Here is a 14,374-nt window from a genome sequence, read left to right as displayed (position 1 = left end):
ACTCTCAAAAATAAGAAAATGGAAAACCTGGCCAATAGCAGCCTCATCCTGGGAAGTATCCTTTCGCTGATCTTCTCAGTGATTGCCTTCTTTGTAAGGCAATTGCACAGTGATTTCAAGAAGGTGGAACAAAACCTTTTCGAAATAAAGACCAGCACCGAGCTGATCAAGGCAAACATGCATAATGAGAACAGACGGATATTCGAGCGGATCAACTTTCATGAGAAGCGGCTGGAACAACTGGAGCTATATCTGCTGAATAGCTTTGAGACAGAGGCATTGAAGAAAGTACGACAGAGGAATAAATCGAAAACTGATGAAAAGAAGGTCGATTAGTAGCAAGCTTAAGAAGCCCGGACATTTTGCCCGGGCTTCTTTTTTACACACAGCATGTTAAACAGCTACACCCGCGTCTCCTGGCTTTCCTCTCATTAATGCTTCCACATCAGACAATTTGAAATACACCTTTCCCTTCAAAGAATAGGAGGGAAGATCTCCTTGTTTCCTTAAGGTGTAAAGGCTCCTTTCACTAATTGGCATTAGTTGCATCACCTCCTGCTTATCCAGCCAGCTCTCACGAAACTCCTGCTGTTTTTTCCTGGCAATAGGGATAACCTTTGTGCCTTCCCGTTCCTCTAGCTGCACGATAAGATAATGTAACCCACGGATAAGCTCTGCTGTATTCTCTTCAATTGTTTCAGCAGCATGTAATAGCCTTAGAAAAAGTTTTTTTGCTTTGAAATCTGTCTTTGACAGGTTATTTACTTGTTCCTTTTTCATGATATTGTTATCAGGTTTTAATTCTGCCAATACTACTGAGATTTTCAATAGCGATGGGGTTACAAGCCGGTTACTTTTCTGCGGTTTTTTTTTGTTTTTTCTCTTCTTCTTTCTTTTTATAAACATCCTTCAGATCTTGGATCATATCTTGTAAGAATTTGAGGAGAAAAGTGTAGGTTTCAGGTTCTATTTTTATATTGTTTTCGAGACTCTTTATACTCATTTGGCCTGTTTCCAACGAGGTGAAACAGTTTGCAAAGTGGCCGGCCAATTTTCTGTGGGTTATTGTGCCAAAGCTGCCTCTTTTTAAAAGAAGAAATAATAAACCTCCAATTTGAGGAACAGACAAGAATATTTTAAGTAATACAAGCTTCGCAAAGGAGAATTTCGAATCGGGTTCGAACTCTCCGAATTCTAGAGGCTGTGAAATGAAGGCTGGTAAAGTTTCACTCAAGGATTTATTGAAAGGATCAAACGGTGCTTTGCTACTGGAAAGCGGTAGCTTTAGCATAAATTCCAATTGCTTTGTTTGTTCCGGTGAACTACATCTTTTTGCCAGCTCTGTATACTCCTTGTAGAAATACTGCTCCAGATCCGGATGGTTAAGGTTTAGTTCGATTAGCTTGCACAGCATTTTCCATTTGCCAAAATTTAGCCTTGCTTCGGAATTAATGATTGAATTGAATGAAGCCTGGAAATCACCAACATAGTTAACTTTGTTCGCCTTCACAATTTCCAACGCCTTCATGCTGTGAAGTTCCTGGATTGGCAAAAAGGCAAGCCATCGAAGTTTCTCGGGATATTCTCTCTCGTCTAAAAAAATGATAAACTCCTGTTCAAACTTTTTTAGTTGGAATTTAAGCTTCCGAAGCATGATCATATAGAATCCTCTGCATTTCCCTGATTCCGCTATCAGGTCGTTTAGCTTTTCGTAGATATCCAACAGTACCAATAAAATTTTAGCTCCGGTAACAGAAGCTACCGGCTGAAGCTTCCTGTAAACTCTACCTATATCCTCTTCTACCTCCTCGACTCTCCAGTAAAAAGAGGAAATATTTTTTTCTTTTTTTCTTGTGCAAAGATCTGCCAGGATCTCTGACTCAATTTCATTTAGTTGTTTTGATGTGATCGTAAATTCCTCATTCGAAAGGAAACCAACCACTACTTTTTTAATTTTTTCTAACATTAAATAACAAAAATAAATTTTTAAAAAATTCAGAAAATCTGCTGGTCCAGGCTTTTTCCCGGCCTATTAATTCAATAGTCTCAAAAGGACTACTTCTTTTGATTTTCAAAATTCACCAGCGTTTTTAGTTAGAAATCACCATGAAAGAAAGGAGGGATGTAGATAGATGTTAAAGACTTTGGTCTTGGTGCTACCCAAATTGTATTGCCATAGCCTGGATTAAAAGGCTTAGCTTGAAAGTAGTTTGACATTAGGTTCATAATTGCAATAGGTCGCATGTTTTTAAGCAGCTAACAATTGTAGTATTAATTGGAATAAAAAATAAAAAAAATTTCATTCTTCTATTCCTTGTTTAACTATAGCTTCAATAATTTCCAGTTAAGGCCGATCTCTTTCTCCTTCTAAAAAGATCATTGTATAACAGCTCATTATCAGTGATTTTTAGGAACATTATTTCTGCGAACCTCCTGAGTCTAAAGTACGTAGTAAGGCTTACTTGATTGAATTATGCTTTTTAACTCCATAAGCTTTGCCATATTTCTACCGGTAGTATTTATATTATATTGGTTTGTGACAAACAAAAACCTGAAACTTCAAAATTTATTATTGCTGGGCGCAAGCTACTTCTTTTATGCTTGCTGGGATTGGCGTTTTCTGTTGTTGTTAATGTTCTCAACCTTCCTGGATTACTTCACAGGATTGAAAATGCAGGATGCTTCCGATCGTAAACAAAAGAAATTCTGGTTCATTCTCAGTATAACGGTAAATCTGGGCTTTCTTGGCATTTTTAAATACTATAATTTTTTTGCAGAATCTTTCTCGGGAGCCTTTGCGCAGCTAGGCTTACATCTGGATCCCTGGACACTAAAGGTCATACTTCCGGTCGGCATTTCGTTTTATACTTTTCATGGCCTTTCCTATGTAATTGATATTTATAAAGACAGGATTAAAGCTGAACGCAACTTTACTGATTATGCGGTCTTTGTAAGTTTCTTCCCACTGCTGGTTGCCGGACCAATTGAAAGGGCAACGCACCTCTTACCTCAAATAAAAAGATCACGGAATTTCGAGTATTCAAAAGCTGTAGATGGCCTGAGGCAAATTCTGTGGGGCCTATTCAAGAAGGTGATCATCGCCGACAATTGTGCTGAATTTGCAAACCAAATCTTTAATAATTCAGCCCATTATCCTGGTAGCACCCTGGCTTTGGGCGCATTATTTTTTACCTTCCAGATCTATGGTGATTTTTCAGGCTACTCAGACATCGCTTTAGGAACTGCAAGACTTTTTGGCATTGAGCTATTGCGGAATTTCGCCTTCCCTTATTTTTCCAGAGACATAGCCGAGTTCTGGAGACGCTGGCATATATCCCTTTCTTCCTGGTTTAAAGACTACTTGTATATCCCGCTCGGCGGAAGCAAGGGTGGGAATTGGATGCGTATCCGGAATACATTCATCATTTTTATCGTCAGCGGTTTCTGGCATGGGGCTAATTGGACGTTCATAGTATGGGGAGCATTGAACGCCTTGTTCATTATGCCCTCGGTGTTGATGAAAACAAACCGGGACAATATGGAAACAGTAGCACAAGGTAAGGTGCTTCCATCGCTAAAAGAGCTCTTTCAAATGACTATAACTTTTAGCTTATCCGTTTTTGCCTGGATCTTTTTTAGAGCAGATAGTATTGGTGATGCCACAACTTATATTTCTAAGATCTTATCACCTTCAATTTTTCAATTTCCTGTGTTTCAAGGGATGCAGAATCCTGTGATGATACTAATTCTGATCGTCTTTTTTGTTTTGATGGAATGGCAGGGCAGGGAGAATCAATATGCTATTGAAAGATTTGGGCTGAAATGGCAGAAAACCTACCGCTGGAGTTTCTATTTCCTGATCCTTATTTTGCTTTTCATATTTAATGGGAAGGAACAACAATTTATCTATTTCCAATTTTAAACAAATGAAAAAGTTCCTTACTCAACTATTGCTGTTCGCTGCTGTTTTTTTCCTATTCGATAAATTGTTCTATATTTTTCTGCTTGTTTCGCCTACTAAAGAGAAAGATAAACGACTGGAGTTGGTGCTAAATAGCAAGATGAATAAAGACCTCATCGTATTAGGCTCATCTCGTGGCGCAAGAAATATAATTGCCAGTCAGATAGAAGATTCTCTAAATATTTCCAGCTACAACCTTTCTTATCCCGGATCAAACATCGAGTTTCACGAGTTCTTATTGAGGTCGTTGATCGCTAATAATAAAAAGCCTAAGGTTGTACTATTAGCCCTGGACGATCCTTATGAACTATTACCAAATGAATCCATTACCTTTCGCTTAGACAGGCTGTATCCACTTGCGAAATACGATCAGGTAAATGATGAAATGATTAAAAGGGGCGAGAAGAACCTTCTCTCGAAATTCTTCACGCTTGCACGAATCAACAAACGAAATTTTGATATCAGGAGAAAATCATTTACTGCTCTTGATACGCTCATGAATTGTGGCTCCATGCCCATTTCCTTCCAGAGGAAAAATCGCGTCTTAGCATTCCAACATGATTCCCGGCCGTATGAAAAAGATTTAGAGTTGCCTGAGAAAATACGGGCATTTAGTAGACTACAGGAATTATGTGTTCATCATAATATCAAGTTATATACGGTCTATTCTCCCAATTTTAAAAACCATAATCCGAAGTTTGAACAGAGGATAAGGAAACTGTCAGGTCCGCGTGTCTCTTCTATTCGTTATAATACCGCAAATCCCATTTACCTCAATAAGGATTATTTTTATGATCAAAGTCATTTAAAGAAGAATGGAGCTATCCTATTTACAAATGAGATCATTCAACATTTGAAAGGAGAAGTTCGTCTGCACCAGCTAGCGTATAAGAAATAGCTGCTCAGGGCATGCCGGGTAAATCAGGACTTTCAATATTAGGTCTACCAGCTCTTGTCTAAAGCTATTTCTACTGCTTTTTCTGCATGTATCCTCGTCGTTTCAAACAGCTCTACATTTAGATCTCGAGGATTAATTAAGAGTTCTATCTCTGTGCATCCGGAAACAATAGCTTCCGCACCCTGCTCAACGAGATCTGCAATGATTTCCATGAAGCGTTGTTTAGACTGCCTGTTAATAATGCCCTTAACCAATTCATCATAAATGATCTTATGAATATCATTCCTGCTTTTTTCATCAGGAACGATGGTTTCAATGCCATACTTCTTACGGTAACGCGACTTTAGGAAATCTTCTTCCATGCTAAATTTCGTTGCCAGCAGCCCAACTTTCCTGAACGATTTTTTATGTATTTCTCCAGCAGTTGCATCCGCTATATGCAAAAAGGGAATTTGAATGTTCTTCTCAATATGGCTTGCTACTTTGTGCATAGTATTAGTACAGAGGATAATGAGATCAGCCTCACAAGCCTGAAGTTTTTGAGCAGCGAAGATCATTTTTTCGGCTAGAGCATCCCAGTCTCCCTTATGTTGCAGTTCGGCTATCTCAGCAAAATCTACAGAATACAAGATGCATCGTGCAGAATGGACTCCTCCTAACGTATCTTGTATCTTTCGGTTTATTATCTGGTAATATAAAGCCGTGCTTTCCCACGACATTCCGCCTATTAATCCAATTGTCTTCATTTCTTTAAATGCTTTGATTTGCCTTTACGTAAGAGATCACAATGAAATTTCACCTGATGCAACTTTAAGAAGCGTATCTACGAAGGTTTTAGTCTTCCAGAACTTTCGGAAAAGTTTAATAAGGCAGATTTTTCCAAAGAGAATTAATTAATAGTTTCTTAAAGTAGTAGTTATACTACAGTTTTTTGCAAATACTTATATCTTGTATCTTAATCAATTACTATATTTGCGCCAGGTATATAGCCCTGCTCTCAACCTATATATCGCGGATGAGTTTATATTTGAAGTAAGGGGAACTTCATTCGGTTAAATATTAATAAATTACTATGTAAGCAATTTTACTTATTACAGTTGATACATATACCTATGTAGTATCATATCCTTCCATTTTTTTACAATTTTTTCAAGTTCAGCTAATGACATGGGCAAGTACTGCCTAAACTTTTAACGTATGAATAAATTCTTAAAGATTTTTTGCATGGCATTTATCCTCCTTTATGCCAACCTTGCAAAGGCTCAAAACTGTACAATCAACGCTGGGGCGGACAGAGCAATATGTCCGGGCCTTCCTTTCGAGCTAAATGGTACCGCTACAGGTAATTTCGCTTCTGGAGCTGTCTGGACCCAAATTGCCGGGCCGGCCGTAACTGTTTCTACTACAACCGTATCTGGTGGAGTTGCAAAAGCAACGGTGACTGGATACGCACAAAATGTGGAATACACGTTTCGCTTATCTGCTAAATGTACCGATGGATCGCCGGTTGTGGACGATGCAAAGTACATCGCTTCGAACCTGACTGTAGCCAATGCAGGTCCAGACGTTAAACAATGTCCGGGAGTGCTTACCATGGCTGCTAATGCAGTTAAGCCTGGAGAAACGGGTACCTGGTCGGTGGTAAGCGGTAATTTGCCGGTTCCTTCTCCCCAAACTTCGCCAACTGCGACAGTGAACCTTCCCATTTCAGGAAATACAGTAGGGGTAACTGTTTTCAGATGGACAATCACTAACGGTTCCTGTAGTACTACTTCCGATATCAAAGTAACTAATTTAGGTGGCGTTTCGCCGGTAACGGCAGTCAGCCCAGTAAATGTTAGTTGTTATACTGTAACAGGCTCTGTTCAACTGAGTGCATCTTATGGAGGCGCTGGGAACGGGCAACAAGGCACCTGGTCATTTATCAGCGGCCCAAGTATTCCCTCCTTTAATGATATTAACAGACATGATGCGACTATCAGCAACCTGGTAGAAGGAACGTACGTGGTGCGTTGGACTGTTGTTGGACCATGCGCTAGTGGGTTTAAAGATGTTACGATCAATGTCGGCCCTCCAACTCAGAGTGTAACGGGCGCGGGAAATAGAATATGGATCTATTGCGATGGTCGTACTTCAACTACCATACAAGGTGTAAAACCTTTGTATACTGGTGAAACAGTTAAATGGACTGCAGCTGTAAATAATTCCAGCCCTGTAACCATTAGTTCACCAAATTCACCAACAACTTCAATTTCGGGTCTGAATGGTTCAGGAAATTACGACTTTACTTACACGATTACTAATTCATTTGGTTGTACTTCCAGCGGAATATATAGGATACGTTATACAGCCCCTCCCTCTGTAACTATCGGACTTACCAGTCCTCAGATCTTGCCATGTGGGATTACTCAGGTAAGTATCCCTTATACCGTAGGCGGTGGTAATACTACTCAATGGGCATTAGTTAGCGGACCTGCGGGATCTGATATTGCGTCTCTTTCAGGCTTCAATAATTATACAACGGCAGCAAGCAGTCCCCAGATTTTAACCGGGCTTAATCAGCCGGGAACTTACGTTATTCGTTTTCGCCGGTTCAGCAATGACTCGAATGGGGGATGCACTGACGCATTTGCTGATATAAGTATCGTAGTATCCAAAACGCCTTATCAAGCCAATGCCGGTACGGCTCAGCTACTGGCCTGCGGTACCGTAACAGCTACGCTTGCAGGAAACGACCCCGCGCCCGGTGATGCTGGGAAGGGTGCATGGAGCCAGGTAAGCGGACCAAATAAAGCTACTATCGCCGACAAATTATCTAGTACTACTGGAATTTCAAATCTTGTAAGTGGAGTATACGTATTCAGATGGATCGTTGCTGGCGGAGATAATGACTGTGGCGATACCCAGTCGGATACCAAAGTTGTAGTTGCTTCCACTCCCACTATTGTTGATGCCGGGACAGATATAGCTACTTGCTACGGTACCCCGGTAAAATTGAATGCCAACAAACCACTATTGAATGAAACAGGAACCTGGTCAGTGGTGTCAGAATCTCCTGCTTCACCAGCAAGTACGCTGGTGTTTTCTAACATCAATGATCCTAATGCTGTTGTTACTGGCTTACTTGCAAATAAAACTTACCAGCTGGAATGGAAGATCAGCAATAGTTGCGGTACGATCACCGATAATGTTACGATCAATACGAATAGCAGCAACGGGCCCAAACAGGCCCTTGCAGGTGCCGACCAGTGTAAAACTTCCGGTACCACGAGTTTTACCTTAGCCGGAAATGCGCCAACAGGTGCAGAAACAGGCACATGGACCCTTTTGCCGGGAGCTCCTAATACTCCGGCATTTAATGCTGGTGTTTATAATACGACCGTATCGGGTGCCATTAATGGTACTTACCAATTTGAATGGAAGCTGGAAAACGGATCTTGTAATCCAACCCGGGATACGGTAACCATTACTGTTTCAGGACCAACAACCGTGGCGACAATAACAGGTGCTCCCACTGTAAATGTATGTAGCTTAGCTGATATTACCTTACAGGGTAATTCGCCTGCTGCTGCTGAAACAGGCCTGTGGATACAATCTGCCGGTCCTGGTGGGGCAGTAATAGCTAACCCAACCTCGGCAGCCACTACGGTTTCGGGACTTACATCTGGCCGTTACAAATTCACATGGACTATTTCAAACGGTGCTTGTTCAAGTTCTTCGGCTGAAATTACCTATAACATCAGTGAGCCTCCAACAACATCACTTGCAGGTGGCGACCAAACACTTTGTGATGTAAGTTCAGCAATTCTTGCAGCGAACAGCCCAAGTGTAGGAACAGGTTTATGGTCTGTAGTTAGTGGACCAAATAATCCCACATTTGCTGATTTAAGCAATCCCCTAACTTCAATAAGTAACCTTGAACTTGGTGAGTATATTCTAAAATGGACCATTACCAACGGTGCTTTCTGTACACCATCTTCTTCAACAGTAAAGATTACGATTAACAAGTCGGCCAATGCTGGAGCTGACCAGAACTTATGTAATACCTCAACAACTTTATTACAAGGTAACGAGGGAAGTATCGGAACCTGGAGCTATGTATCCGGACCTGCTTATACATTATCTCAAAATCCTAATACTTCTTACGCTGTCCTTTCTGATCTGATACCTGGCAGTAGCTATGTGTTCAGGTATACCATCACAAGCGGAGGATGTGGTAATTCATCAGATGATGTTACTATCAATGTTAGTGGGGCTCCATCAGTTGCTGATGCTGGTACAGACCAGGATCTTTGTACTGCAAATGGATCGAGTGTTTCGATAGCTGCAGCAGCACCATCGGTTGGAACAGGAGCCTGGAGTATCAGAAGTCAGCCAACAGGAGGAACAGCAGTAATTACCAGTACAAGTTCAGCATCTACTACGGTTACTGGCCTTACTAAAGCCGGTGTTTACATCCTTGAATGGACAGTAAGCAATGCAACATGCAGTGGCACTCAATCAAACAAAGATGTAGTTCGTATTACGGTTTCCAACCCTCCTACAACTGTTCAGCCTATGGCCGCTCAAACATCGGCTTGTACAGACAGGGTAGTATTAACCGGAACTACGCCTCTGATTGGAAATGGTACCTGGACTTATGTTAGCGGTGGTACAAGTACCCCTGTTATCACAGCGCCAAACTCTCCAACTACTACTGTTACAAACTTAAATGCCGCTCCCGGCAACCCCTATATTTTTAAATGGGAAATAACAAGTGGTTCTTGTTCTCCTTCATCTCAGACTGTTAGCGTGAATGTTACGGACGTAACTCCTTCAGCTGCAAATGCAGGATCAGATCAAACTACCTGTACAAACGCTATAGGTGGAACAGCGAGTGTGACCCTTGCAGCAAACGCAGCAGTTGGTTCTGAACTTGGAACCTGGACAGTTGTTTCAAAGCCAGCAGGTAGCAGCCCTGCTTTTGCAAGTCCTACTGTAGCCAATACAACGGTCAGCAATTTAAAGGCAGGTGTATATGTATTAAAGTGGGCACTTTCTAATGGAAGCAGCTGTACCAATGAGGATGAAGTTACTATCACAGCCTTTGATCCTCCGTCAACAGCTGATGCTGGCCCTGTTTCTGCAACCTATTGTTTATATGCTCCTGTTCAGCTTAATGCAACTGCACCTGTTTCCGGAGTTGGGACATGGTCAGTACTAACTAAGCCTGCCGGCGCGAGTGATCCTGTTTTCAGCGATATAAATGCCGCTAATGCGAGTGTAAATGGTCTTATACAAGGTGCTTATCAATTGCGTTGGACTACCTCTAATGGCCCTTGTACTACCAGTCAGGATGATATCATCGTTAACATTGAGGATTGTCAGATAGCGGTATCTAAAACGGCTGGTACTCCGGTACAGCAAAACGACGGAAGTTATAATGTAACCTTCACATTCAAAGTGAAAAATACAGGATCAACTGCGCTAAGTAATGTACAGGTAGAGGATGACCTGGCTTTAACCTTCCCATCTCCTAAAACCTTCACGAAGGTTAATATTAATGCGACCGGTTCTTTAGTTGCAAACGCCAGTTTCAATGGTGGAGCTGATAAAAACCTTCTTACAGCGTCATCCTCTAGCTTGGCTGCTAATGCAGAAGGAACGATCACACTTATAGTTAATGTCAAATTGAATTAATTACCGGGAGAACATATAAAATGAATATTACAAAGACATTTTTGAAAATTACCTTACCGGTAATTGGCCTTTTATTACTTACGGGTCGGCCTGATTCCTTTGCCCAGGTTACTTACACTGCTAAGAACACGGCAACTGCAAAAGGTACAGCACCTGGTAACGTGGCTGTATCAGATATATCAAACGATGGTTTGACAATCAACAGGCTTTTATCTGATCAAACGCCTGTTATTTTTCCTGTGATCGGGATAGGTAAAACAGCAACTGTTTCAACCATTAAAGCAGACGGTTCTTACGACGTTCTTTATACCATAACGTTAAAGAATTTTGGAACTATAGACTTAAAAAAGGTTCAGGTTACTGATGTATTAACTAATACCTTTCCCTCTCCTTTAACTTATACGCTTATCGCAGCTCCTGCTAAAACAGGAACGATTGCTTTGGCGGCAGGCTATGATGGTACGACTGCTAACTCTGCCTTATTAGATCCGGCCAATAGTACGCTTGTTGCCGGAGCATCTGCCACGATTACCATTAACTTAAATGTTAAGATGAATGGAGCTGCGGGTGGTACTACTTATAATAATACTGCCAGGGTTAGCGCTGTAACAACTGATGATACTCCGGTTTTTGACGACTCGAATAACTCGACTGATCCGGATGGAGACGGAGACGGAAGTCCTTTGGATGATAATATCCCGACTCCGGTTGTCTTCCAAACGAGAGATATTGCAGTTACTAAAACGGTAAATAACGCAACACCAACTGTTAATACCAATGTGATTTTTACGGTTACTGTAAAAAATAATGGTCCTGCAGTAGCTGAAGGCGTAGAGGTGGTTGATCTCCTGCCTGCTGGTTATACTTTTGTTTCAGCTAGTCCTTCTGCTGGAGCTTATGATCCGTCAACAGGTAAGTGGACTGTTGGTACCTTAGCCAATGCCGCTACTCAAACACTGGCCGTTACAGGAAAAGTGCTGCCTGCAAAAACTGCAGCAGAATATAAGAACACTGCCAGCTCAAATTTAATTGCAGATAGTGAGTCTTCAAATAACAGCGCTTCTGTAAGTACAACTCCTGTTCAATTACCTCCGGTCCCTGTTAACGATTCTAAAACAGGAAATACCCTGGGTGCTGATGTTACTCTGGATATATTGTCGAACGATAAGGTATCTGACGGATCTCTGGCCACTTCATCAAATTCTTCAATTGACATTGACGTAAACACTCCCGGAGTACAAACTACCTTTACTAAAACAGGAGAGGGAGTATGGACCTATAACAGTACTACCGGTGAAGTAACGTTCAACCCGGATGCTGGATTTACGGTAGATCCTACGCCACTAGCCTATACATTGAAAGAAACGCTTACCGGACTTTCGGCTAATGCAACAGTTACCATTACGTATATACCTGCTAATCCTGTTGCTGAAGATGATTCTTCAACAGGTAACACCCTCGGAGCAAATGCTACAGTTAACCTTTTAACTAACGATAAACTGGGAGATAGCAGTGAGGCTCTTCCAGCTTTAGTTACTGTAGACCTTGACCTGACTACCGCAGGAGTTCAAACAACCCTGACGGTAGCTTCAGAGGGAGTGTGGACGTATAATACGGCTACCGGAGCGCTTGTTTTTGATCCAAATACTGGATTTACAAAAGATCCGACCCCAATTCCGTATTCATTAACGGAAAAGCTTACAGGTTTGAGTGATAATGCAGTGGTTACAGTGACCTATGTTAAAGGCCCTCCGGTTGCATCAAATGATAGCTCAACAGGAAACACGCCTGGAACTAACGTTACGCAGAACATTTTAACAAATGATAAGCTTGCTGACGGAAGTACAGCTCTGCCAGCATTGGTAACTGTCGATCTTGATCCTTCTACTCCGGCTATTGACCTGACTAAAACGGTAACAGGAGAAGGAGTGTGGACCTATAATCCAGTTACGGGTAATCTTACATTCGATCCGAACGCCGGGTTTACTACAGACCCTACTGCTCTTCCTTACAAGTTGATAGAAACACTTACAGGCTTAAGTGCGAATGCTAATGTAACGGTAGGTTACACCAAAGTTCCTCCGGTTGCAGCTAACGATAGTTCATTAGGAAATACTCCTGGAGCTAACGTAACGCAGAACATCCTGACAAACGATAAGCTTTCTGATGGAACTGTCGCTCTGCCAGCATTGGTAACTGTGGATCTTGATCCATCTACACCTGGTATTGAGGTTACGAAGACCGTAACAGGAGAAGGAGTATGGAGCTATGATCCGGTTACAGGTAATCTTACTTTTGATCCGAATACAGGCTTTACCACAGATCCTACAGCTCTTCCTTATAAACTGATTGAAAAGATCACGGGACTAAGTGCAAATGCTACGGTAACCGTGGGCTATACAGAAGTTCCTCCGGTTGCAGCAAATGATAGTTCAACAGGAAACACGCCTGGGGCTAACGTAACGCAAAACATCCTGGCGAACGATAAGCTTTCTGACGGAAGCCCTGCTTTACCTGCATTAGTAACGGTCGATCTTGATCCTTCTACACCAACTATAGATCTTACAAAGACTGTAGCTGGAGAAGGTGTATGGACGTATGATCCAGCTACGGGTAACCTTACATTTGATCCGAACACTGGCTTCACTACAAATCCTACCGCCCTTCCTTATAAGTTAATAGAGAAGATCACAGGTTTGAGTGCAAATGCAGTGGTAACTATAACGTATACCAAACTTCCTCCAGATGCTGTTAACGATATTGGAACCAGTACCGTTCCTGGAGTAAACGTTGTTAATATCATAACAAACGATAAGTTATCGGATGGTAGCCCTGCAACACTTGATAAAATAATAGTTGATCTTGATCCTTCAACACCTGGGGTGCAAAATACCAAAACGGTAACCGGTGAAGGAACCTGGACTTACGATCCGGCAACAGGAAACACCACATTCGTTCCCGTATTTGGATTTATCACCAATCCTACGCCAATCCCTTACGAACTTAAGGAAGTCGGAACAGGCTTGACAGATATCGCGACTATATTCTTCAATACGGCAATTAGTCTTAAAATAGGTATTGCGAAGACGGTGTCGGCTCCAAAACTTGAAGGAAATGGTAGCTACACGTTTACTTACACCATGAATGTTAAGAACTACGGAAACGTGGCCTTAAACGATGTGAAAGTTTCTGACAACCTACAAACTGTCTTCCCATCGCCAATGAATGTAAAAGTTAACGCTATCATCGCTAGTGGAACGCTTAAAGCAAACATTGGTTACAACGGAACAAATAGTTTAGAGCTGCTTTCAGCAGGAAGTACATTGCCGGTTGGAGCTACGGAAACAATAACCCTTACAATTAATGTAATGCCTAACGGTTCTTCAGGCGTTTTCGAAAATACAGCAACTGCAACAGGTACTGGAGCTAATACAGGTGGCCTAACTACGGATGTTTCAACCGACGGATTAAATCCAGATCCAAATGGTAATAATAATCCATCTGACGCGGGAGAAGCAAAGCCAACACCGATAAGTCTTGATCCTACTAACGTAGTGATACCAGAAGGATTCTCTCCTAATGGCGACGGTGTAAACGATAAGTTTGAATTGGAGAATGTTGGCCCGAGACGAGTGAATCTTGAGATCTATAACCGTTGGGGTAACCTGGTTTATAAAAATCCTGACTATAAAAATGATTGGGATGGAACATGTAACGCTGGTATTTATGTAGGCCAGAATGTTCCGGATGGAACTTACTACTACATAGCCATCATAGATGGAAAAGAGAAGAGAGTAAGGTTCATCACAATTAACAGGTAAAAGAACAATGAAAAT

Annotated in this window: 8 protein-coding genes; 5 read left to right on the top strand and 3 right to left on the bottom strand. The window is 41.6% G+C overall.

Annotated elements, in window-relative coordinates:
* Nucleotides 1-18 precede the first annotated feature (18 nt).
* Nucleotides 19-336, top strand: a complete 318-nt coding sequence (locus J4N24_RS23335) for a hypothetical protein (protein WP_207536160.1) — start codon at nt 19-21, stop codon at nt 334-336.
* A gap of 57 nt (nt 337-393) precedes the next feature.
* Here J4N24_RS23335 and J4N24_RS23330 read toward each other — a convergent pair whose 3' ends face one another.
* Complete coding sequence (locus J4N24_RS23330; RefSeq protein ID WP_207536159.1) at nt 394-780, bottom strand: helix-turn-helix domain-containing protein; 387 nt, start codon at nt 778-780, stop codon at nt 394-396.
* Between the two features lie 70 nt (nt 781-850).
* Complete coding sequence (locus tag J4N24_RS23325; RefSeq protein WP_207536158.1) at nt 851-1,966, bottom strand: hypothetical protein; 1,116 nt, start codon at nt 1,964-1,966, stop codon at nt 851-853.
* 570 nt (nt 1,967-2,536) lie between these two features.
* Here J4N24_RS23325 and J4N24_RS23320 point away from each other — a divergent pair.
* On the top strand, nt 2,537-3,922 hold the full coding sequence (locus J4N24_RS23320; protein ID WP_369806257.1) for an MBOAT family O-acyltransferase: 1,386 nt from the start codon (nt 2,537-2,539) through the stop codon (nt 3,920-3,922).
* Nucleotides 3,923-3,926: 4 nt separating this feature from the next.
* Nucleotides 3,927-4,859 (top strand): hypothetical protein, encoded by a 933-nt coding sequence (locus J4N24_RS23315; RefSeq protein ID WP_207536156.1) that lies wholly within the window; start codon nt 3,927-3,929, stop codon nt 4,857-4,859.
* A 44-nt stretch (nt 4,860-4,903) separates the two neighbouring features.
* On the opposite strand, the gene J4N24_RS23310 is transcribed toward J4N24_RS23315, so the two are convergent.
* Nucleotides 4,904-5,605, bottom strand: a complete 702-nt coding sequence (locus J4N24_RS23310) for an aspartate/glutamate racemase family protein (RefSeq protein ID WP_207536155.1) — start codon at nt 5,603-5,605, stop codon at nt 4,904-4,906.
* A 478-nt stretch (nt 5,606-6,083) separates the two neighbouring features.
* On the opposite strand from J4N24_RS23310, the gene J4N24_RS23305 reads away from it, so the two are divergent.
* Together J4N24_RS23305 and J4N24_RS23300 are read left to right on the top strand one after the other, a co-directional pair.
* On the top strand, nt 6,084-10,538 hold the full coding sequence (locus tag J4N24_RS23305; RefSeq protein WP_207536154.1) for a PKD domain-containing protein: 4,455 nt from the start codon (nt 6,084-6,086) through the stop codon (nt 10,536-10,538).
* Between the two features lie 41 nt (nt 10,539-10,579).
* Nucleotides 10,580-14,359, top strand: coding sequence for a T9SS type B sorting domain-containing protein (locus J4N24_RS23300; protein ID WP_207536153.1), 3,780 nt, complete (start codon nt 10,580-10,582; stop codon nt 14,357-14,359).
* Nucleotides 14,360-14,374: the final 15 nt, after the last annotated feature.

Origin of the sequence: Desertivirga arenae, from assembly GCF_017355785.1 — a bacterium.
Lineage (GTDB): Bacteria > Bacteroidota > Bacteroidia > Sphingobacteriales > Sphingobacteriaceae > Desertivirga > Desertivirga arenae.
The sequence above is the reverse complement of the archived record's forward strand: the minus strand, read 5'-3'. Positions and strand labels throughout refer to the sequence as shown.

Excerpts from the sequence above, each read along its gene's own strand:
- J4N24_RS23335 (WP_207536160.1), top strand. The coding sequence starts at position 19 with ATGGAAAACCTGGCCAATAGCAGCCTCATCCTGGGAAGTATCCTTTCG.
- J4N24_RS23330 (WP_207536159.1), bottom strand. The coding sequence starts at position 780 with ATGAAAAAGGAACAAGTAAATAACCTGTCAAAGACAGATTTCAAAGCA.
- J4N24_RS23325 (WP_207536158.1), bottom strand. The coding sequence starts at position 1,966 with ATGTTAGAAAAAATTAAAAAAGTAGTGGTTGGTTTCCTTTCGAATGAG.
- J4N24_RS23315 (WP_207536156.1), top strand. The coding sequence starts at position 3,927 with ATGAAAAAGTTCCTTACTCAACTATTGCTGTTCGCTGCTGTTTTTTTC.
- J4N24_RS23310 (WP_207536155.1), bottom strand. The coding sequence starts at position 5,605 with ATGAAGACAATTGGATTAATAGGCGGAATGTCGTGGGAAAGCACGGCT.
- J4N24_RS23305 (WP_207536154.1), top strand. The coding sequence starts at position 6,084 with ATGGCATTTATCCTCCTTTATGCCAACCTTGCAAAGGCTCAAAACTGT.